A 21,288-nucleotide genomic window follows, 5' to 3' on the forward strand; every position below is an offset into this window, starting at 1 on the left:
AAATGTTCAATTTTACAAGGTTGGAACTTGCTAGACAGAGAAGGCGAGTGACAGCGAAGGCGTTGGCAGAGTTGGCTAGCATCGCGCCTGTCACCTTGTCTCGTATTGTCAATGCTCAGCAAACTCCTGACGACAGCACCGTAGATGCGTTAGCGAGGGCCTTGAAATACCCTCGTGATTTCTTCTTTCTCGATGACGTGAACCCTATTGATGTTCAGGCTGCCAGTTTTCGGAGCCTGACGTCAATGAGTGCGAGGGAGCGGGATGCTGCGCTTTCGGCAGGTGTGTTGGCGTTTGCCGTACTGGAATGGGTTAAGCAAAGATACGATTTGCCGCCCATTGATCTCATCGATCTCAGCCATGAGCGAGACCCCAGTAAAGCTGCACGTCTTCTAAGGCAGCACTGGGCGATCGGTGAAAAGCCAATCAGCAATATGATCAAGTTGCTTGAGACGAAAGGCATCAGGGTTTTTTCGCTCGCTGAAGAAACAAAAAAAGTTGATGCGTTTTCCTGCTGGCGGGACAACGAGGCCTTCGTGTTCTTGAACACATTCAAATCGGCAGAACGAAGCCGTTTTGACGCGGCCCATGAACTTGGACACCTCGTAATGCATAAGCATGGAGGCCCACAGGGGCGTGAGGCTGAAAATGAGGCGAACGCCTTTGCGTCAGCCTTTCTCATGCCTCATGACGATCTGGTGTCTCATATTCCCTACGTGAGCAGTGTCGAACAGATAATAAAGGCTAAGAAGCGTTGGGGTGTTGCAGCGGTTGCTCTTGCTTATCGGCTCAACAAGTTGGGGCGGTTGACAGAGTGGCAGTACGTACAAATCAATCGCCGCTATCGTTCAACTGAGCCAGATGGCTTACCCCATGAAAAGTCTGCTGTATGGGAGATGGTGCTCAAGGATCTCTGGAAACAAGGCGTATCGAAAAATCATATCGCGCGTGATCTTTTCATACCGCCAGAGGAAATTGAGGATTTGTTGTTCGGCCTAACTGTTGATCCATCACCGCCGTTGCGAAACGAGAGCAAGGAGCGATTGCGCTTACTTTAACCACGCGCCGTTCGCGAACTCTTCGCTCGCCCTTTTGGCAGACGGCTGTATCCGGGAAGCGCGTTCAACGGTTTCGGAAAGGATCACAGCATGTCTCACCTCAAGGCTCTCAAGCTTACCTCCGCGGTCCCGGTTCGCGCGACCGTCGATCCGGTGCAGCGGGCACGGGAAAAGATGATTGCGGCGCTGGCCGAGCAGAAGCAGATGGCCGAGGCGAAGATCGCCGGGCAGGCGTTCACGCCGACGCATATCGTGCGCAAGAAGAATGCTGAAGGTGTTCGTGTCGAGGTCGAAGCTCCCAAGCGCGTGCGTCAGGGCTGGTTCACCGATGGCAACGGCAAGGTATTCTTCGCGATCCGCTATGCCGGCAAGCCCATCGAATTCGCCAAGGACAAGAACGCCATCGAGGCCGGGGAGCTTTCGGCACTGCCGAAGGTCATCGATACGCTGGTCGAGGCAGTGCGTGCTGGTGAGCTTGACGCACAGTTGGCTGCTGCCGCCGCCGAGCGCGGCCAGATGTTGCGCAAGCCGAAATAAACTGCGCACATTTCGCGGGAGATGCATCCGAAGGCCATGGGATCATTCATGATCCCATGGCCTTCGTGCGTTCCGGCGGGGCCCAAACGTTGTCAAAGAGCGCCACGGACGCGCGTCTGGGTCTCCGCGCTGTCGCAATGCATATTTGTCCTCCGCCGCGTTCTCTGACGCCCCTGTGCGTCTGCGCGATGCGCGTTGCCGCCGGATGTAACACCGGCGCGCGTCCCGCCAACACCCTGACCGGCAGCATTCTTCACTCGACCTTTGTGCCATCTGGAACTTTGTTCCCGCCGAGACCGAAGCGGGGACCGAATGCACAGCCAGCAACATGACGGAGATACCGACAATCGCGAATGGATCGAGCAAGCGCAAATCGATCTCGCCATGTTGTTCGCGACGGACCTGCATGTGGGGTCCGAACGGCTCTACAAGATCAAGCGCAAGGGCACGTCGCTGAACCTGCTTTACGAAGTCGACGGCGAACTGCACCAGCGCAACTATCTGTCGGCGCTCTCATGGCGGGCAATTCTGCTTTTTGCGCTGACCGAAGGGAAGTCCGTAACCGTTCATGAGATGGATCAGCCCGGCCGATATCGGCGGCTGTTCCCGAAAACCCTGCTGCGCCGCCTTGCGTGGCATGCCAGGCCGAACGCAAATTTCCTGCCGTTCGCTCGCCTCTACGATCCAAACGGGAAGGCCGTCATGCTGCTGACCCGGAGCCGCTTTTGTGGCCATGCCGTCGATGCGCTCCACAATCTCACTGATGGCTTGCCTATGTTTCAACCCCTTTGGGTTTCCGACATCATAGCGTTGCGGCCCATGCTCGGCATCGAGCTTGTCCGCGACGAAGCATTCATGGCAACGCTGCCGATCAGCGCGTATCTGGAAGCTGCCGCGATGACGGACCGGATTGTTGAGGAGCCAGAGCTGTCCGCGCTATCGCTTACCGGCAATGTGCCTCGGCTCGTAGCCCCACCGTCATCGAAGGCAGTCCGCAGTATCTACGATCAGGCGTGCCGGGAAAACCCGGCACTGGTAAAGCTGCGAGATTGCTCAATATACGGGGACTACTCCTTCGGCTGACCGGCGATATAGGCGGCGTATTCGAGCCGATAGTTATCGAGCACGCTGTCGTCTTCATCGTGCATGTAGGCATCATGCGGACCGATATTTCCGGCCTTAGCAGCCGCGTAGATCGGATTTTTCTCAAACCATTCATCCGGCACGGTCTGATCTAGTCGCATCTGCAGAACGACCATCCGGCACCGGATCGCATTGATTTCGTGCCGAATGGGCTCATACAGATCTGGCATTCGGGTCTGGTAGCCGTGGATAGCCTTGTCGGCCTCATAGAGAGCATCGCTCAACATAGGGTAAATTCCTCAATTTCTGAATTTTTGTCGTGTTACACGACGTTTAAGAAGGGAGCCGGCTGTTCCGGCTCCCAATCGGTCAGAGCGCGATCAACCGCTCCAGCCGCTTGTAAAACTCGCGGTAACTCACGGTGCCGTCACGCGATGTATTCGTACGAAGGATCGCGAGAATGAGCGCGCGATCGTATCTCCGGCCCTCCGTGTCGAGAATAGTCATGGCGAAGTCCAGCAGCGCCTCCGGTGTCGGTTGCGGCACCTGCATCCGATGGCACCGATCCTGTACCGGCGCTGGTACGCGGTTGACGTGATTGGTGGTGAGAATGAACTGCACGCGCATTCCGGGCTTGCCCTGATACGCGGGCAGCAGATGCTTGAGCGCATCCATGGCATCACCGCTTAGCCGGTCACATTCATCAATGATGACCGCCGTAAAGTTGTCGTTGTTCGCCTTGTACATTTCGCAGAACGTTTTGGCCGCGCGGATTTTGTTGATGCCGGTGTCAAGGCCCGCATCAATGGTCATCTGCGCGTTCGCAGGAACGAAGCCAGCGCAAAGTGCCGGAGGCAGCAATTCCGCAAGCTGCGTCTTGCCGGTTCCGGGCGGGCCGAACAGCAGCAAGGGCATTTCCGTCTTTCCTTCCGCATACATGCGGATGAGGTCAGCAAGAGGCTGATAATGGGTCCGATAATCGGCGAGCGTCTTCGGCCCGTACTTTTGTGCGAGGTTCATGATATTCTCCATATTGTCTGGGAAAGGCGCTGGCAGCCACATCAGGCAGCTACCAGCGGTTCGACTATTCGGCGTTCGTTGCTTCGCGCGCGGCTTGGATCGCCGCTTCAAGCTCGGCTTCCTTGCGGTCGATGATGTCGGACAGGATCAGCGAGTTCGCGTCGGCTTGTTCGCGATCGAGCTCGCGGCCCAATGTGACTAGCAGGGGGCGAACCGCAGATTGCGCGTTCGTGACGAACGTCACTTTGTACGCGCCTGTCGCGGTGGGCTCGACCAGCATCGCCAGTACACTGCCCATGGGCATTTCCGCCGGGAAAAAACTGGCGTCGAGTTCAACGCCGCCGTGGCCCTGCGCAAGGAAATCCTTGGCCCGCTGTTCGGGCTTTGCATCGTCCTCCTGCGGCACTTCCTCAGAAACCCGAAGCGACGGATTCGAAGCTGCAATCGTGCTTGCCTGAGCATTGGACGCGTTGGTCGTGCCGTTCGAGCTGTTGGGCGAATTGTTCGTCCGCTGACCACCAGTACGGATTGCTTCGATGCCGTTGCTGGCGGCAATCCACTTTGCGACGACAGCAGCAGACGTCAGCTTAGCTTCTTCTGCCTTCTTGAGAACGGCCGCATATGCGCTCACCTTCTGTCGGGTGATGTCCGAGAAGACAATATAGAGGACGAGCGAATAGACGTGCGTGTTGTTCTTGACCTCGATGCCACGGTCCTTGCATGCCTGCTTCAGGACATTCTTGTCCGTCGCATCGGCAAGTACCTTGCACTCGCCAAGCACCAGATAAAGTGCTGAGTTTGCCTTGGCGAACAATGCGGCGGCGGCGGCGCGCTGCTTGATCAGCTGGTCGAGAGACTGATTGACCGCCTGCGGAACGGACACTGTATTTGCGTTATTAGCCATTCGATTTCTCCTTGTTGGCCGTTTGTGAACGAGGAGAAATCTACGGCTGGCTACCCTAAATAGCCCCCGCGTAGAAACGCTGAAAATTATTGAAAATCAAATCCTTAGAATGTGGCGAAAACTTCGTCGCGGCACGCTTCGCCTTTTCGAAGAGCCCATAGTGGCGCATGGCCTTGATGGCGAGGTCATCGTTCGGGACATAATCGTCCGTGCCGCTTGTACGATGCTCGGCGCTGGCAATTGCTGCAGCCAATTCGGCATAGAACGATGACGAAATGCGGCTGCTGTTCGATGCAAAAAGATCAGGGAACCGATACCGCTGGCTCAGTTCGTCTATCGTTGGGTCACTTGAATAGTTCGGGATCGATTTACCGAGATGGACGATCAGATCGTCCATGACTTCACAGGCCTTGAAAATATGCCGAACGCGCCAGTGTTTCCGACCGCGCATCACGCCTTGTATGTTCTTTTTCACGTCGGACCTCGGCCTCTTCGTATCCGGCGGATTTGCGGCCACGATCTCCATTCGATTGACGTGATTGTTCCGGTGCTGGACCGGATTTAGGCTCTTGTTGAAGGCAATGGTTTCGTGACCGACGTTGGGGTTCGCCTTGAAGCTAAATCCGGGATCGACAAGCTGAATTATCCGCCGCTCACGAGCCGTATAGCCGTCTTCAAACAGCATTTCGGCACCTCGCTGGTGGAGCATCCGAAGCCGGATATTCTCCTCTTCGGACAATGTGCCCGTTCCCTTTCTGCGTTCCTCACCTAAGTCCCGCAGCCTCGCCATATCGAAGTCGTCGTATTCCAGGCGGTACAGTAGGATCTCGGTTATTTCCCGCCGTTTCTCGGCCGCTCGGTCGGTCGCATCAATCTTCGCCGGATCAGCTTTGAAAAGGCCGGGGTAGAATTTATCCGGGTCACCCAAGCCGAACTGTATCTGATGAATTGGATCGATCCGCGAGTGGAACTCGATCTCCTGCTGCAAAGCGTCAAAAGGCGGGTCAATACGAAAACGGTCCCGGTATGCGCGAAGGGTTTTTATCTTGTCCGTCAGAACGTCTTCTTTTGTGTCGCCTGCGGCCTTGATCTTGTTCATGACATGCTCCGAGTTCGCGGCAGGATGGACGCGAACCTCTAAAGAAATATCCAACGATGTCGTGTTACACGACGTTTCGCTGGCCGATAGCAATGCAATCTGCGTGTAGATGGGGGTATTGGAAAATTCGATCCGGACGGACCAATGGTGGGGATTTTTTGATAACCTTGATACTTGAGTATCTGTCGTCTTCGACAGTGTGAATGCCAATGTGCATTCATTTCGAGGAGTTCTTTGGTTCTCTTGAACCTTATTATCTGCTGGTAGAATTCAATTACCGCTCTGTAGGGAAAGCGGTCCTTGAGAAGTCAGCCATATCGCGTGGGGCTGCTCGATACTCAGCGATGCCAAGCTGTCACAGCATGCGATAGGTTAGTTGGAGATTTCCTTCATGAAATCCCGGGTGAAGGCGATCTGATCCGGGTTAAAGCCGTAACGGGTCATTTCCTTGGTGCAGTAGCTGGCAACACCTGCGCAGTCATAGACCTCTTGCAGATCGTATTTGCCGTCGCGGCAGACACGATGCCATTGCATTTTTGTCAGCGCCTCAAATTCATCAAGCGACATTTTCGGCACCCGCAATAGTCCGTGAGCATGAATGTTGCTGCCGACATGTTCGATGAAGAATATGCCATCGGTACGTTGCTCTGGCAGATGGCGAGCGAATTTCTTGCCCAGTATGGCGCGGTCGACACGCCCGCAGAGCCGTCCAAGCTTCTCCTTCATCGTCGCAAGGTGTGGTTCAGTCGGATCGGTCAGCGTGACATAGAAATTCGGCTCGAAGGTTTTCGCGAAGTCGACCCATGCCTGCTGAAGTTTTCTGCTCTCCGTGTAAATGAATTCCATATGTTTCTCCTGCTGCTCCACTAGCAGCACCATTCTTATAAATATTTCAGTTATTTAGCGGTCAGCAGCAGAACCCCGCATCAAATGGGTCGGAACCGCGCGTCTTGAAGGAGGGCAACAATGGGCAGCGATATCGAACTTTTGGAAGCGGTCTGCGAACGAATGCAGCAGGTCGGGCTTGTGCAGAGCAAGGCCGAGTTCTCCACGCGGATGCTCGGCAAGGGTCCAAGCTATTTGACATCGATGAGCGCCCGAGACCGGCAAGTGCCGGAAGAGGTCATGATGTTCCTGATCGGGCAGGTGACGGCAGACATAGAGGCCGACGATGTGGCAATCTTCATCCTATCCGAACAATGCAACCAGCGCTGCCGTGATCAGGATCACCGCAACGACCTGCTCGGCTGGATCGCGCACCACCGGGCATTGCCGATGGATGACACGAGCAAGGTATATGCGGAGCCGAAAAGCACCGTGACGGCTTCCTCAATTCGGCAGAAGCTCACCGGCTGGCTGTCACGCCGCCGCGTGGCAATGCCGTGACCGTTGAACTTGTCGTGTTTCACGACAACTCGGCTACAGCAAATCGACGGCAGCTTTCATCATCTCGTCGCGCACGTCGATATAGCGTTGGGTGGTCGTCAGGTTCCGGTGGCCGGCCAGCGTCATGATGACCTTCGGGCTGACACCGGAATGTGCGAGCCGGGTGATAAACCAGCGGCGACCGCTATGTGAGGTCGCCCCGTCGAGGCCGGCACTCTTATATAATTGCCCCATCAACTGGCAGAGTGTGTTTGCGGAAAACGCCGTCCGCTTCTGTGTCAGCAGCAGAGGTGCACCAGCCTCGCGCTCTTCGGACCATTCGTTTCTGTGCCTTTCGATCTCCCGGCGCAGTTTGTCGTTCAGGAACACGATACGCGCATGCCCACCCTTGGTGATTTCCGCGCTCAAGCGCAATTGCTCGCGCACCCTGCCCTCGCTGTCGATCACGTCGTGCACGGTCAGGGCTGCGATTTCACCCACACGCAATCCCGCGAATTGCGAGAGCATCAGCGCCAGCCGGTTGCGCCCTGCGTGTTTCATCTGCGCCACCACGGCCAGCAGCCGCTTGAATTCAACATCGGTCAGTACGCGTGCTTGCTTCACCAGAACCTCACGAAAGGTAGGACTTCCATGCCGTTGGTTATGTTACCGATGATCGAAAAGGGCGAGCGTCCCTTGCACGCGAAAAATTGCTCTGCGGGTGCAATGCATTAGGGCCTGTCCGGGCCGAAATCTAAGAAAATGTGCATTTTATGATGTTCCGTTCGAGCCGCTCTGCATAGATGGATATGAGCGAGAGTAAGATCGACGGTAGGTCCGACATTATCGAAAGTGACTGGAAAATCATTCATTCACTGGCTGCTATCCGGTAATATGTGGATTATCGAATGAACGGTGATAATATAATTGACTTCAAACAAAAGCGGTATTCATGTTGATTGCGTTATCTCCCGAGGTTTTTATGTCAGTTTTAGATATTCCACTGCGAAAAATCCTTCAGCTGTTCTATGCGCCGCAGACGTTGCGGATATCGATATTGAAAGAGGATATTCGGCTCGACCGTAAAAAGGCGGAAGGTGGCAATAGAAGTCAGGGCGGTGACTTCTATCTGCCTTTCTGGTCCGATGTGAAAAGGCACCTTGCAGGCGACGGTGATCTTTCGGAGCTTACAGCTGATCGTATACGCTCAAATAGAAACTTCACACGCTTATACCCGCTCTTGAAAGATGGAGTTATCGAGTTGATCGGCGCTAAACTGCGATGGTCAAATGAGCCTGTCGAAATAGTACCAAAGAGCATCCATGGGTATCTGCACTTTGAAGACGTCTCCGGTACTGTTCGAATACGTGATGCCCTGAACGCACGTGTTAGGGGGGAGTATACTCGTGTCGTCTATCCGTACTTCAGCGAGGAGCCGTCACTTTCCGAAGAGGGTGGCCGTCTAGGATTGTGGGCGATGCGGCAGGCTTTGTCCCAAGTTGACCCTGATGATGTGCGCATCATTGATATCCTTCGTAGAACGTTCTTCTCTCCACAAACAACTCCTTTGAAAGGTGATGAGGAAATCGTATTTCGAGAGAAATATGTATCGCTGGTCACTGAATGGGAGAATTTGAAGCTAGAGAGCAAACCTTAGCTCTTGCGAATATGGGGCTTTCGGTTCCTGGCGCCTTGCTTTGTCCTGATGTCGGACGATAGTAGACATCTAGCCTAACTTGGCTCTTTGGGTGGGGCACATGCGTCGAGCTATTGCCTTAGCTCGGAATTCTACTATTAATTGCACACAGATACATCACCTTGCGCATGGCAGTTATTATTTTGGAAGAAAAAGAAAATTTAGAAATTGCCGGTCGTTGGTGCATGATGAAGGGGCCAGGCTGGGAACTGCTGGATACAGCAGGACGAGGAGGCACCGCTCCGGTGTTTACTGTCAAGTCACCAGGTGGCCTTTTTGCGCTGAAGCTGCTCGACAGAGATTTCTCTGCCGGTGATCTTGGCATTGAGACTGAGAAACGGATCGCGAAGCAAGTCGAAAAAATTGGCGATCACGACTGCTCATATCTTGTGAAAGTTTACGAGGGCGGGCGGTTTGAGGATCGTCTGTATATTCTAATGAATAAGGCTGAGGGTCGTGAGCTTGCTGGCTGCTTATCACTAGTGCCTCGAAACAAAATAGCAGCAATAGTTGATCAGGTTGCTCAGGCTTGCATTTTTCTGCGTGAGAAAGGGCTTTGCCACCGCGACGTCAAATCTGCCAACATATTCGTTTCCAGCGACTACTCTCACGCCACGTTGCTTGATGTCTCGGTAGCCCGAGAAATTCATGACCCTATGGGGCTCGGTACTGATCATGGCAATCAGTTACCTGTTGTCGCTACATCCCGCTATTCGCCTCCTGAGTACTTATTCCGACTTTTGCCTGCAAGCCCCGAATTATGGCACGCTGTAGATATCTATCAGCTTGGAGGATTGATACACGACCTAGTCATGAGGTCGGAGATGTTCGAAGCTGAATATCAGGCATCCAGTACCAATCGCTACCGTTTCGCTTGGGTCGTGGCTACGCAAACTCCGGCAATTTCAAGTGAAGACGTTGAGCCCAGCCTACTCTTACTGGGACGGAGAGCCCTCGATAAAGATTGGAAGCGCAGATCGGCACTGACATTAGAGGATTTTCAGAGCAGCCGTGAAAATAGAAGGAAAATCGGCCTCGCGGCGATAGGTTTTATGCCGAAGCGTGCAGCAGCGGAAAGCATGATAGAGCAGCCAGCCCAATTGAGGCAGCAGGTCCTTGGCTATGCTCAAAGCCTTGATGAACAAATTAGAGCCCATCAACGCGACTTAGGCATCATCTCAGTTCACCGGATATCTGCTGGGCAAAGGGAGCATGAGCAGGTGCTTGATTTTGAGTGGGACTTGCCAGCAGGTGGGGAAAGCGAGTTCCAGCATTTGCACCTTCGATACAAAATTGTACCCGTCGAACTACCCGACGGTTGGGCAGTGGCCGTCAATGCAAGCTTAGTTGGTGAAATGGGTTGCTCCAAGCGAGTTGTTGAGCTTGATCTTCCTGAAATTGCTTTTGGAGAAAATACTGCAGACCTGTTGTACAGCACGTGTGTTGGGGCGGTTGGCGACTTAGCTGGAATGCTTGTGAGCGCAGACATCGAAGGGGAGTAGAAATGTCGTTGTGGTGGGCGAAACGAGAGCAACTCGATCCAGATCAAGTTCGCTTGATTGAGAGTTTGGGATTGGAGGGGAATTACTTTGTGCTGGGCCCACCCGGGTCGGGGAAAACAAACGTTCTGCTACGTCGCGCTCAATTCGTTCGTATGCAGGGAAAACCCAATATACAGGTTCTCACATTTACTCGGGCCTTGGCTGAGTTCCTGAGGACCGGATGCCTCGACGCAAACGGAGCGGAAATATTTCCTCCTTCCCTTGTGAATACGCTCGAAAGTTGGGTGAGAGACATCTATCGGAGCGAAAAGGTCGATATCCCCGATCACAGGGACTTCGCTGAACGAAAACTGCTTCTTGCACGGGGGGCCTTGGATTTGGTTACGCGTATCCGACGACCGAAATTGGATGTTTTGTTTGTTGACGAAGTACAAGATTTGATCCCCGAAGAAGTCGAGCTTCTGGCCGCAAGAGCAGATAAGCTCTTCTTCGTTGGCGATGACCGCCAGAAAATTTATGAAGGCGCTGATGGGTTACAAACCGTCCGATCTCTCACTCCGGCACCAGAAGAACAAAGCTTGTCGTTTCATTACAGACTTGCTCCTGAAATCTGCTCGATGGCAGATCGCATATTGAGTACCGGCACAGGCCGAACCCTTTCAGAGACGTGTCACTATGATGGGCCTCGCCCGGCTCGTATCTTGCCACATCAAAATGATCGATCCGGGCTCGTAGCTCAATTGATGCAGACTTTAAAAACACAACTTCGAGCCTACGGAGATCGGATATCAGAAGGCGATCGGTTAGGTGTGGTGGTGCCGCGGCGAGACGACCGAGACGAGATTGCAAACTCTTTAGAGGCTGATCCTGACCTCCAAGGGCGCTGGCAGATTGTCAGATCCCGGACGGGTGACGCATCGGACCGAGACTATAATCCGGCTCTGGATGCTGATCGCCCAATTTTAATTATGACGGAGCAGGCTTGCAAAGGTCTTGAATTCAGGGCGCTTCATTGGATGTTTGTTGATGATCTTGCTCATCACCGAACTGACGAGCGCTATTACACCATCGTGACGCGTGCTAAGACGAGCCTCGATATTTATCACATCGGAGCGTTGCCGAGCCAGATCGCTCGTTCCTATGCCCCTCCGGCGAGGAGCCTATGGTCATGAGTATGGATGAAATACTTTTTTTGGTGGCGCAAGAAAGCCAAGTCAATGATATTGTAACGGGCGTTTATTCCGGCTCATCGCAACCTTGGTCCTACTATCAGTATTCGAAGATAGGACGCGACGAAGTCGGCGTTGTGGCCAAAGCGAGCCGTCATTCTGACCATATACAGCCCCTAGTTTTTGTGGTGCCAGACGAGGCTCAGAAGCGGCTTTTCACAAGATTTGCCAGCTTACGGAGCGAATTTTCGCCCTTGACCTCTTGGGGCCACATCGTAAATCGGCGCCTGTTTGAGCACCTAGAAGAAACTAAGCGGGTTCCATCTTTTTCCAACCTAGTTGCTAGCTGGAGTGGGCTGGTCGTCGCAGAAGCTGTTTTGTTGGCTGGGCGCTCGCCAGATAAGCTGAAAATCGCAAGTTGCTTTGCAACTGCCACATTTGCGGTTGCTCGTGCTGTTGCTCTTTGGCCTAGTTTGTCGGTAGCTGACATTCGGGAAAAATATTACGATTGCAATCGCCTTATCCGCGGCGGGGCGACGCCAAATTTGCAGGTAACAAAACGCCTTGAACCTATATGGATGTCCCTTCTAGAGGCTGGCGAAGGTGCGGCCTATCCATCCAGCAAAACTACCAGCGCAATCCTGGCGCTTCAACAAGCGAGAGAAAATCGATCGGAAAGTGAGCATCTTGCTCTTCATGAAGTGTTGAGCGCCTGGCCGGAATTTAGCTTTTTAAAAGAGCTTGACACGCTCGGACCCGAAGACCGTGTTCATCTGTTCGACCATCTTATGAACGAGTTGAGATCAAGCCGGAAGGTAGGGGAACGTCAAGAGCTTCTCGCATTCGCGGCGGCTTATGTCACAACCATCGCAGCCGGCGGCACACCGAGTTTAGGTCTCGCCGAGCAAGTTGCTAACGACTGGCCTGAGGTATTGGCTTGGGCCTATGTTATTGGCGGCGTCGGCGAGCGCGTACTATGGACGTCTAGCTTTGTTGGGCTCGGCCGCCTGATTTGGCGGGAACTTTCGCGGCCTCTTTATCTTGATGAGCCGCCCACATGTGATTTCGCTTTTGACGAAGCAATGTACCTCGTTGATCGTCAACTTTCAGACCCCCTCGTTCACTTGAAGGTTAAGCAGCAGCGGCTCCTTTCGGTTGCCCTTTATCCTGGGGTCAACATTTCTGTTCCGTTGCCAGATGCCGTTGAGCAGACGTCGAATCCGAATAGAGCGAACACTCCTCCAAGAGCGTCGCGCGAATTGGATCAGCTAGTTAATGCTCTTTGGCCCTTGATTGAAGATAGGCTTAGCGAGGAGGGCTACACCAGCGCCGTTCGATCTGGACGTGCAGGCGCCTCCTCTCGAAAAAAGGCGGGTCAAGCTCGACTGCCACTCGACAAATGAGCGCAAGGAAATGATCCATTGCCGAAGCTGAAAGCCACGAGATCGTGTCACGAACCTCTGTAGATTTCAGCCAGGGGGCGTTTGGGGCGGCTATTTACTGTGGCGTTGGGGCTTCATCCCTTCCTTCGAAAGTGGATGCTGGATAATAGGCGACAAGAATATCTCTGCCAAATGTTGCCGGGAGATATTTTGCTATCCGGAATTCAATAAGTAGCTTTTGAAAGCTCCCTGAAACGGCTGCGAGGCCGTTATAGCAGCAAAGAGCAACTTCATGACTTGTCAATTGGCTCCGCAGCAAATTGCCAAAACGATGTTTTTCATCAGGCGTGAGCTTTGTGTCAGTCTTGATCCTGATAAGGATGGTGTAAAGTAAACGGTAATATGGCGCAAAGGTACTCTCGTATCGGTTGTGAACGCACCGAAGATAAATGTCTGCAACCGATCCGGCGGTGAGTTGTTCCCTTCTCGAAAGGCTGCTTGTTACCCAATAATTTATTTCGAATTGGGCTCGCTTGAATGCTTCGGTACCCGTTACCCGATCGCGGTGATTAGGCTCTATTTCGAGAGGACGTCCTTCGTAATTATCGCTGTAACGAAATTCTACGTCGTCCCGCGCTTCTCGAAGGAGCCTCAGCAACTCGTAAAACGTGCGTTCAAACCGCTGCAAATGCTGGTCGGTGGCTGCGTCGTCGATCTGCTTCTGCTGTTGCCGTAAAGTATAAAGTACGGCTACAAATGCGAAAGCTGAGAAAAGAGCATTAAGTGCACCGAATGCGTCGCCCCACTGTCCAAATACATCTGACTTCCAAGCAATGCCGACTAGCGGTGCAATATAAGGCAGCATCGCCCAAGCGAACCAAACGGTTAGAGCAGTGGCGCCAACCCCGATCACCAACGATTTTTTCATCTAAATCCCGATCTTCCGAAAATTCTATATCGCCTCGAATGCGCTAAGTTTAAATCTGCCCGCTCAATTTATGTAGCGCAAAATAGATCAAGCTGGCAGCATCGCCATAACATCCAGATCAACAGATCACTCTACAACTGGGATTAGGACGTGATCAATAAGCGCCGTGCGGGCGGTGAAGGTTGGCATAGCCCTATGAACGAGGTGCTGGTAAAATTAGAAGAGTATAGCGCGACTAAGAATTAGCGCAGTTTTAGCGCGTTCAACTTTGAGGTAAAATAAATCAAATGCTTATGATGTAATATTCCAATTGAAAATCCGCGTGTCGGTGGTTCAAATCCGCCTCCGGGCACCATTAAATCTCCAGACTGATAAATTTATATAGGTGCGTGTTCGGACCGATCCGACCTAATCTTATGGGATTCAACGATAGCCATAATGGCAATAAGCATTTGCCTCGTGGGCGGGTAGGCGAAACTCCTCGTTAAGATGTTTTTTGGGTGAGTGTATTTCGTCCGCTAACATTATCCCAAAAATATCAGATGCTTGGCAGATTCTTAACCCCTGCTTAATGGATTTTTTGCCCAGCTTGGCGATTTGCCATTCCCGTGACCGTTCGGCGTGAAATGCTCGTGACAACAAAATTGATCGCCGTTTTCTTGGGAGTGCCGCAGCCCATCTTTTGAGCTCCGGCAAAGTTGCAATTGTGGTTTTGCTAGACCGGTTGCGTACCCGTTTCAGTTTTCCGACTATCCGGGATACGCACACATAAAACGAAAGATGACGGCACCTCTGCGCTAGATGAGAATGACGAGGTTGTAACATACGTTTTTCATCGTAAAGGGAGGCCAGCCCGCAAATGGATCATACTGTAATTCCATCTTCTTTACCGCCCGGCGTCATATATTTCGGTGACTTCCTTTCGCCGCAAGAGGAAGCTGCCACCGCAACCATATTGGATGCCGGTGGGTGGAGCACGGAACTGAAGCGTCGTGTGCAGCATTTCGGTTATCGGTATGACTATAAAGCCCGCGCAGTTGCGCCGGATGCCTATCTCGGGCCTTTGCCGCCATGGCTGGGCGTGTTCGCCAGAAGATTAGTGAGGAACGGCCACTGCGAGAACTTGCCTGATCAGGTTATCGCGAACGAATACTTTCCAGGGCAGGGGATCAGCGCGCATGTCGATTGTGTCCCCTGTTTCGACGATACAATCGTGTCGATAAGCCTTCTATCCGCTTGCGAGATGGTTTTCCGCGATTTGCGCGGATCCGGCACATGTGGCGTTGTGCTTCAGCCCCGCTCAGGTGTCCTGCTCATGGACTCCGGGCGTTATCATTGGACTCACGAAATTCCGGCTCGCAAATCGGATATTGTGAACGGGGTGAAGACCGTTCGAAGCAGGAGGATTTCCCTGACTTTTCGTAAAGTCATTGCTTCAACGCACACCTAAGCAATCACAAATGCTCCCGGTTATCAGAATTCTGCTCCGCCCGGTCCCGATAAAGTGCAGCGCGGCCGAGAAGCATCAGGGAAACCGGCGTCGTCACCGTCATGAAAATGCCGATGAAGATTTCGTGGAAAGCGAAGCGGCCGCCGGAGACGGAGAAATAGATGATGGAGGCCATGACGATGCCGCCGGTCCCCCAGCTGGTGCCGAGTGTGGGCGCATGCAGGCGTTCATAAAAGCTGTTGAGCTTGGCAAAGCCGATAGTGCCGATCAGCGTCAGGGAGGCGCCGAGGAGGACGAAGAAAGCCACGGCGATGGCGGCCCAGAGCGGAAATTCTGCGGCGTTGCTCATTCTATGACCTCCCCGCGCATCAGGAATTTGGAAAGGGCGACGGTTGACACGAAGCCCAGGATGGCGATCAGCAGCGATGCCTCGAAATAGATGTCGTTGCCGGTGCGTAGGCCGAAGGTCAGCAGCAGCAGCATGGCGTTGACATAGAGCGTATCCATGCCGAGCACCCGGTCCTGCGCGCGCGGGCCAATGGCGATGCGATAGACCGAAATCGTCATGGCAATGGCCAGCATCAGCTGCGCCAGCGAAAAGGACCAGAAAAGGATAATCGAACTCATTCGAATATCTCCATCAGCAGTTTTTCATATCGGTTCTTGATGAGGCTTATCCACGCGGCCTCGTCCACGTCGTCGAGGACGTGGAGCAGGAGCGTGCCCTGACTGGAATTATATTCAAGCCAGGCGCTTCCCGGCGTCGAGGTGAGGATTGTCGCCAGAACGGCCAGCGCCATGGGATCGCGTATATCGAGCGGCACGGCCAGAAAACCCGATTTGCGGTCCCTTTCGCGCCTGAACAGAATGATCTTCGCGACCGAGAGATTGGACCTGACGATATCGTAAAGCACGATAAGGATCAGCTGCACCAGCCGATGCCAGTTGCGGATGCGGGGTTTTGCCGGCCTCAGCGACGCCATCGCCCAGGAAGCGATGAGCGCCACCGCAGTTCCGAGCAGCAGATGCCCCGGCGAGAAACTGTTGATCGTCATCCAGAAGAAGATCAGGGAAACGGTCAGTAGCGGGTAGGGCAGGACACGGTTCATCATGGCTCTGCCTCCGGATTGCCGCCCGCCCGTGGCGCGGAAATGACGCCCTGGATATAGCTCGCGGGCAGATCGAGGATGCGCGCTGTTTCCTGCATGTAACGCATCACCGGCCCCGCCTGAACGGTCATGGCGAGTGTCAGGCCGAGAAGCAGCATGATGGGTGCGATTTCGATGACGAGCACGCGCGGCACGGTGCCTTCGATGGAGGCCCAGAAAGTACGGATGCCGGCACGGGTCATCGAGATCAGTGAAGCGAAGCCGGAAAAGACGATCAGGAAGACGATCCACCATGACAGGGTGGAGATGCTGTCATTGGCGCCGAGACCGGACGGATTGAGAATGGCCGATAGCATCGAGAATTTGGCAATGAAGCCGGAAAGCGGCGGCAGGCCGGCGAGCAGGATGCCGCAGGCGGCAAAGCATGCGCCCAGCACGGCCATGGTGGCAGGCATGGTCACGCCGATTTCCTCTTCCTCGTCTTCTTCCTCGCCTTCGCCATAAGCCTCCATGGTTACGGCAAGAACGTTTGCGCCCGCATCCTGCCCGCGCTCGACAAGTTCGATGAGCATGAAGAAGGCACTGATGGTGAGGGTGGAGCTGACAAGGTAATAAAGTGCGCCGGCGGCCACCGTGGGATTGCCGGTACCCATGGCTGCAAGCAGCGTTCCCGATGAGACCAGAACCGAAAAGCCGGCAAGCCGTCCCAGCGCCTGCGACGCCAGAACCCCGATGGCACCGAAGATAATGGTGGCGATGCCGCCGACCAGCAGCGCATCGTGGCCGAAACCGGCCGATTCCCCGGCCGTCTGCCCGAACAGCAGGAAGGAGAGGCGGGCAATGACATAAATGCCGACCTTGCTCATGATCGCGAATAGCCCGCCGACCGGTGCAGATGCCGCACCATAGGCCGAGGGCAGCCAGAAATTCAGCGGCCACATGCCGGCCTTGACCAGAAACGCGATGCCGAGGATGGCCGAGCCGGTTTCCAGCAGCATGCGCTGGTCGGGGTTCAGCCCCTCGATCCGGTGGGCGAGATCACCCATGTTCAGCGTGCCCGTCACCCCATAGATCAGACTGACGCCAATCAGGAAAAACAAGGCGGCAACGAGGTTGATGGCGATATAGTGCAGCCCCGCCTTGACGCGTTGCTGGCCGGAGCCATGCAGCAGCAGCCCGTAAGATGCCGCCAGCATCACTTCGAAGAATACGAAGAGGTTGAAGAGGTCGCCGGTCAGGAACGCGCCGTTGACGCCCATCAGCATCATCTGGAACAGCGAATGGAAATGGGCGCCCGCCTTGTGCCATTTCGCCATCGAATAGATGGGCGAGGGAATGGCGAGCAATGCGGTCAACAGGACCATCAGGCCCGACAGGCGGTCGGCGACGAGCACGATGCCGAAGGGTGCCGGCCAGTTGCCGAGCAGATAGACGCCGCTCGAAACCACAGCAGCGATCTCGGTATTAACGGTTGAGTTCACCTCGCGAAACAGCAGAATCGCAACCACCAGCAGCAGCACCGTGGAGGTGAAGCTGATCGCGGCTTTGGCCACACGCTGGCGCTCGTCAAAGAACAGCAGCAGCGCGGCGGTAATGAGCGGCAGCAGGATGGGTGCGATGACGATGTGGAAGGGGAACGACATCATTTCGACTCCCTCCCGTCCACATGGTCAGTGCCGGTGAGGCCGCGCGCTGCGAGCAGCACGACGAGGAAAAGCGCTGTCGTGGCAAAGCCGATCACGATTGCGGTCAGCACCAGCGCCTGCGGCACCGGGTCGGCAAGCGTCGAACTGTCGACGCCGTTCACCAGCACCGGGGGTGCGTTGGTCTTGATGCCGCCGACGCCGAAGATGAACAGGTTCACGGCATAGGACAAAAGCGAAAGCCCGACGATGACCTGATAGGTGCGCGGGCGCAGGATGAGCCATACGCCGGAGCCAGTCATGATGCCGATGCCGATTGAAAGAATGAGTTCCATTACACGTCCTCCGCTTTTGCGGCGTCAGGCGTGCGAACGCGGTAGTTGCGCAACGATTGGTGTGCCAGTGCTATCAGGATAAGAACGGTGGAGCCGACGACCAGCGAAAAGACGCCGAGATCGAACAGCAGGGCGGAAGCCGTCGGCATTTTGCCGATATAGGGTATCTCCGTATACTGGAAATAAGAGGTCAGGAACGGGTAGCCGAAGTACCACGAGCCGATACCCGTCGCCGCCGCCATCAAGAGGCCAAAGCCCATCCAGCGCAGCGGCAGGATGCGGATGCGGTCCTCGGCCCAGCGCGCCCCGCCGGCGAGATATTGCAGAAGGAAGGCGATCGCCATGGTGATACCGGCCGCAAAACCACCGCCCGGCATATCGTGGCCGCGCATGAAGAGGAAAATGGAAAAGGTGATGATGACGGGGAACATCCACTGCATCACGATGGATGGCACGTAGAGATAATCGCGAACGGTATCGCCCTTGCTGCGATCCGGGCGCTCCGCATCGAAGGCGTTCTGCATCTGCTGCTGTTCCGGAAGTCCGATGCTTTCATGGGCGGGACGGAAACGGCGAAGCAGCGCGAAGACGGTGAGCGCCACGATGGCCAGAACCGCGATTTCGCCGAAGGTGTCGAAGCCACGGAAATCGACCAGGATGACGTTGACCACATTGGTGCCGCCGCCTTCGCTGTAAGCGCGTTCGAGGAAATAGGTCGCAATGGCATTCGGCACTGGCAGCGTCATCACCGCATAGGCGATGACGGACATTCCAATGCCGCTGGCGGCTGCCAGCAGAAAGTCGCGGGCACGGCGAAGCTGCGCCGGCAACTCATCGCTGCTGTCCACTTTTTCGAAGCGTTTCGGCAACCACCTGAGGCCGAGCAGGATGAGAACGGTGGTGACGATTTCCACCAAAAGCTGGGTAATCGCCAGATCCGGTGCGGAAAGCCAGATGAAGGTGAGGCAGGTGACGAGCCCCGAAACGCCAAGCATGACAAGGGCTGCGAGGCGATGATATTTCGCCTGCCAGGCAGCACCCATGGCCGCAATCATACCGATCAGCCACAGAATGGCGAAGATCGGATCGAAGGTTGTTACCCGCGGCAGCGACAGGGAGAATTCCGAAAGGAAGAGCGGCGAGAAACCGGCAAGAAGCGCCACGAGGATAAGAAGCCTCAGCTGCGGCTGCAGGCGCCGGGTGCCGAGCGTGCTTTCCAGCCACCGCGCCCACTTCCAGGACACGGTGACGAGAATGCGCTCGAAGATGCGCTGACCCCGCAAATGCCGGAAGATCGGCGGACCGTCATCGCAGCGCGAGAAATAACCGCCGAGCAGGACGTAGATCGTTACCCCGCCGATCAGCGCCGCGATACTCATGATCAGCGGCAGATTGAAACCGTGCCAGATCGACAGGCTGTAGACGGGTGTCTGTGCGCCGAGAACGGAAAGCACGGCCGTATGCAGGAACGGGCCGATGGAAAGGCTCGGAACGATGCCGACGATCAGGCAGGCGAAGACGAGGAATTCGATCGGAAACCGCATCCAGCGCGGCGGCTCGTGCGGATTGGGGTTTGGCAGATCGACTGGCTTGGGGCCGAAGAACACCGTGTGAATGAAGCGCAGCGAATAGGCGACGGCAAATGCGCCGGATAATGTTGCCACATAGGGCAGCGCCCGGTCGAGAAGCGAGTCGGCATGGGTTTCGACGGCCTCGGCAAAGAACATTTCCTTGGAGAGGAACCCGTTGAACAGAGGAACCCCGGCCATGGCCGCACTTGCCGCCATGGCGAGTGTCGCCGTTGCCGGCATATAGGTATAGAGCCCGCTCAGCCGCCGCATGTCACGTGTTCCGGTCTCATGGTCGATGATGCCGGCCGCCATGAAGAGCGAGGCCTTGAAGGTGGCATGGTTGACCATGTGAAAGATGGCCGCCACCGCAGCGAGCGGGCTGCCAAGGCTTAACAGCGTGGTGATGAGCCCGAGATGGCTGATGGTGGAATAGGCCAGCAATCCCTTCAGATCCTGCTGGAACATGGCAAAGTAGGCACCGAGCAGCAGAGTTATGACGCCGGCCGCGCCGACCAGCCAGAACCATTCCGGCGTGCCCGCAAGCACCGGCCAGAACCTTGCCAGCAGGAAAACACCCGCTTTCACCATGGTAGCCGAGTGGAGATAGGCGGAAACGGGTGTTGGTGCCGCCATGGCATTGGGCAGCCAGAAGTGAAAGGGAAACTGCGCGCTCTTTGTCAGAGCGCCGCCGAGAATAAGAATGAGCGCAGGCACATAAAGCGGATGCGCGCGAATGGCGGCGCCGGCCTCGATGATCCTGTCGAGATCGTAGCTGCCGGCCATGTGACCGAGGATCAGCAGACCCGCCAGCAAGCTGAAGCCACCAATCCCCGTCACTGTCAGCGCCATGCGAGCGCCGTCGCGGGCGCCGGCATTCTGGTGCCAGTAGCCGATCAGGAGGAATGAGAAGATGCTCGTCATTTCCCAGAAGATGGACAGCAGAATGACGTTGCCGGATAGAACGACGCCGAGCATCGAACCCATGAAGGCGAGAAGAAAGGCGAAGAAGCGCGGTATGGGGTCTTCAGTCGACATGTAGTAGCGGGCGTAAAGCACCACCAGCAGGCCGATGCCGGTAATCAGCATCGAGAAGATCCAGGCAAATCCGTCGAGCCGCAGTGTGAAGTTCAAACCGAGCTGCGGCAGCCATTCCACATCGTATTTAAGAACGGCGCCCCCGCTGACGCTGGTATAAAGGAAAATACTGCTGACCAGCCCGAAAAGGGCAACTGCCCCTGCAACGGAAGCGGGAGCTGCAGCAGCACCCTCGCGCGGCATGAACGCCGTCAGGAGTGCGCCGACGAAGGGCAATGCGACAATAAAAGGAAGAATGGTTGCAAGTGTCATATGCGGCGGCGGTTTTCTCTCTGGAATGGGAGCTTGCGGCGGATTTCCGACGACTCCAATCCCTCAGGATTCCAATGAATCCAATGATGA

Annotated in this window: 22 protein-coding genes; 9 read left to right on the plus strand and 13 right to left on the minus strand. The window is 55.1% G+C overall.

Going from position 1 to position 21,288, the window contains the following annotated elements:
* The first annotated feature begins 2 nt into the window (after positions 1-2).
* From K7A42_RS17195 to K7A42_RS17205, 3 genes are all read left to right on the plus strand, one after another.
* Entirely contained in the window at positions 3-1,058 is a 1,056-nt protein-coding gene (locus tag K7A42_RS17195) for a helix-turn-helix domain-containing protein (RefSeq protein WP_282455600.1), read from the plus strand.
* Positions 1,059-1,148: 90 nt separating this feature from the next.
* Positions 1,149-1,595: a DUF6641 family protein gene (locus K7A42_RS17200; RefSeq protein ID WP_282455601.1), complete on the plus strand. Its 447-nt coding sequence runs from the start codon at positions 1,149-1,151 to the stop codon at positions 1,593-1,595.
* 312 nt (positions 1,596-1,907) lie between these two features.
* Positions 1,908-2,678 (plus strand): DUF2958 domain-containing protein, encoded by a 771-nt coding sequence (locus K7A42_RS17205; RefSeq protein WP_282455602.1) that lies wholly within the window; start codon positions 1,908-1,910, stop codon positions 2,676-2,678.
* On the opposite strand, the gene K7A42_RS17210 is transcribed toward K7A42_RS17205, so the two are convergent.
* The 5 genes from K7A42_RS17210 to K7A42_RS17230 form a co-directional block, all read right to left on the minus strand.
* The gene (locus K7A42_RS17210; protein WP_282455603.1) at positions 2,663-2,965 is read right to left on the minus strand and encodes a hypothetical protein; all 303 of its coding nucleotides are present in this window, start codon (positions 2,963-2,965) and stop codon (positions 2,663-2,665) included. The genes K7A42_RS17205 and K7A42_RS17210 overlap by 16 nt on opposite strands.
* An 82-nt stretch (positions 2,966-3,047) precedes the next feature.
* Complete coding sequence (locus K7A42_RS17215; protein ID WP_282455604.1) at positions 3,048-3,698, minus strand: AAA family ATPase; 651 nt, start codon at positions 3,696-3,698, stop codon at positions 3,048-3,050.
* A 64-nt stretch (positions 3,699-3,762) separates the two neighbouring features.
* Positions 3,763-4,602 (minus strand): hypothetical protein, encoded by an 840-nt coding sequence (locus K7A42_RS17220; RefSeq protein WP_282455605.1) that lies wholly within the window; start codon positions 4,600-4,602, stop codon positions 3,763-3,765.
* Between the two features lie 55 nt (positions 4,603-4,657).
* Positions 4,658-5,701: a hypothetical protein gene (locus tag K7A42_RS17225; RefSeq protein ID WP_282455606.1), complete on the minus strand. Its 1,044-nt coding sequence runs from the start codon at positions 5,699-5,701 to the stop codon at positions 4,658-4,660.
* A 372-nt stretch (positions 5,702-6,073) separates the two neighbouring features.
* Positions 6,074-6,547, minus strand: a complete 474-nt coding sequence (locus K7A42_RS17230) for a hypothetical protein (protein WP_282455607.1) — start codon at positions 6,545-6,547, stop codon at positions 6,074-6,076.
* A gap of 120 nt (positions 6,548-6,667) precedes the next feature.
* Here K7A42_RS17230 and K7A42_RS17235 point away from each other — a divergent pair, with 120 nt between their 5' ends.
* The gene (locus tag K7A42_RS17235) at positions 6,668-7,087 is read left to right on the plus strand and encodes a hypothetical protein (protein WP_282455608.1); all 420 of its coding nucleotides are present in this window, start codon (positions 6,668-6,670) and stop codon (positions 7,085-7,087) included.
* Between the two features lie 33 nt (positions 7,088-7,120).
* Here the strand turns inward: K7A42_RS17235 and K7A42_RS17240 are convergent, their stop codons facing one another.
* Entirely contained in the window at positions 7,121-7,690 is a 570-nt protein-coding gene (locus K7A42_RS17240; RefSeq protein ID WP_282455609.1) for a tyrosine-type recombinase/integrase, read from the minus strand.
* A 328-nt stretch (positions 7,691-8,018) separates the two neighbouring features.
* Here K7A42_RS17240 and K7A42_RS17245 point away from each other — a divergent pair, with 328 nt between their 5' ends.
* The 4 genes from K7A42_RS17245 (at position 8,019) to K7A42_RS17260 (ending at position 12,836) form a co-directional block, all read left to right on the plus strand.
* Positions 8,019-8,723 (plus strand): hypothetical protein, encoded by a 705-nt coding sequence (locus K7A42_RS17245; protein WP_282455610.1) that lies wholly within the window; start codon positions 8,019-8,021, stop codon positions 8,721-8,723.
* Between the two features lie 167 nt (positions 8,724-8,890).
* The gene (locus tag K7A42_RS17250; protein ID WP_282455611.1) at positions 8,891-10,264 is read left to right on the plus strand and encodes a protein kinase domain-containing protein; all 1,374 of its coding nucleotides are present in this window, start codon (positions 8,891-8,893) and stop codon (positions 10,262-10,264) included.
* Positions 10,265-10,266: 2 nt separating this feature from the next.
* Positions 10,267-11,436 carry an AAA family ATPase gene (locus tag K7A42_RS17255; RefSeq protein WP_282455612.1) on the plus strand — a complete coding sequence of 390 codons (1,170 nt, stop codon included), beginning with the start codon at positions 10,267-10,269 and terminating at the stop codon, positions 11,434-11,436.
* Positions 11,433-12,836 (plus strand): hypothetical protein, encoded by a 1,404-nt coding sequence (locus tag K7A42_RS17260; RefSeq protein WP_282455613.1) that lies wholly within the window; start codon positions 11,433-11,435, stop codon positions 12,834-12,836. The genes K7A42_RS17255 and K7A42_RS17260 overlap by 4 nt, the downstream gene beginning before the upstream one ends.
* A 94-nt stretch (positions 12,837-12,930) precedes the next feature.
* Here the strand turns inward: K7A42_RS17260 and K7A42_RS17265 are convergent, their stop codons facing one another.
* A complete protein-coding gene (locus K7A42_RS17265) occupies positions 12,931-13,743 on the minus strand; it encodes a putative phage abortive infection protein (RefSeq protein WP_282455614.1) in 813 nt (270 codons plus the stop codon).
* An 859-nt stretch (positions 13,744-14,602) separates the two neighbouring features.
* On the opposite strand from K7A42_RS17265, the gene K7A42_RS17270 reads away from it, so the two are divergent.
* On the plus strand, positions 14,603-15,193 hold the full coding sequence (locus K7A42_RS17270) for an alpha-ketoglutarate-dependent dioxygenase AlkB (RefSeq protein WP_006697650.1): 591 nt from the start codon (positions 14,603-14,605) through the stop codon (positions 15,191-15,193).
* A 4-nt stretch (positions 15,194-15,197) separates the two neighbouring features.
* On the opposite strand, the gene mnhG is transcribed toward K7A42_RS17270, so the two are convergent.
* The 6 genes from mnhG to K7A42_RS17300 are packed head-to-tail and all read right to left on the minus strand — an operon-like array spanning position 15,198 to position 21,198.
* Positions 15,198-15,542 (minus strand): monovalent cation/H(+) antiporter subunit G, encoded by a 345-nt coding sequence (gene mnhG, locus K7A42_RS17275; protein WP_004439848.1) that lies wholly within the window; start codon positions 15,540-15,542, stop codon positions 15,198-15,200.
* The gene (locus K7A42_RS17280; RefSeq protein ID WP_004439850.1) at positions 15,539-15,820 is read right to left on the minus strand and encodes a K+/H+ antiporter subunit F; all 282 of its coding nucleotides are present in this window, start codon (positions 15,818-15,820) and stop codon (positions 15,539-15,541) included. Before K7A42_RS17280 ends, mnhG begins: the two co-directional genes overlap by 4 nt.
* A complete protein-coding gene (locus tag K7A42_RS17285; RefSeq protein ID WP_004439853.1) occupies positions 15,817-16,305 on the minus strand; it encodes a Na+/H+ antiporter subunit E in 489 nt (162 codons plus the stop codon). Before K7A42_RS17285 ends, K7A42_RS17280 begins: the two co-directional genes overlap by 4 nt.
* Positions 16,302-17,948 (minus strand): monovalent cation/H+ antiporter subunit D, encoded by a 1,647-nt coding sequence (locus K7A42_RS17290; protein WP_282455615.1) that lies wholly within the window; start codon positions 17,946-17,948, stop codon positions 16,302-16,304. Before K7A42_RS17290 ends, K7A42_RS17285 begins: the two co-directional genes overlap by 4 nt.
* On the minus strand, positions 17,945-18,280 hold the full coding sequence (locus tag K7A42_RS17295; protein ID WP_003514993.1) for a Na+/H+ antiporter subunit C: 336 nt from the start codon (positions 18,278-18,280) through the stop codon (positions 17,945-17,947). Before K7A42_RS17295 ends, K7A42_RS17290 begins: the two co-directional genes overlap by 4 nt.
* Positions 18,280-21,198: a monovalent cation/H+ antiporter subunit A gene (locus K7A42_RS17300; protein ID WP_004439862.1), complete on the minus strand. Its 2,919-nt coding sequence runs from the start codon at positions 21,196-21,198 to the stop codon at positions 18,280-18,282. Before K7A42_RS17300 ends, K7A42_RS17295 begins: the two co-directional genes overlap by 1 nt.
* Positions 21,199-21,288 lie beyond the last annotated feature (90 nt).

The sequence above is a fragment of the Agrobacterium sp. InxBP2 genome (assembly GCF_026191755.1).
GTDB lineage: Bacteria > Pseudomonadota > Alphaproteobacteria > Rhizobiales > Rhizobiaceae > Agrobacterium > Agrobacterium pusense.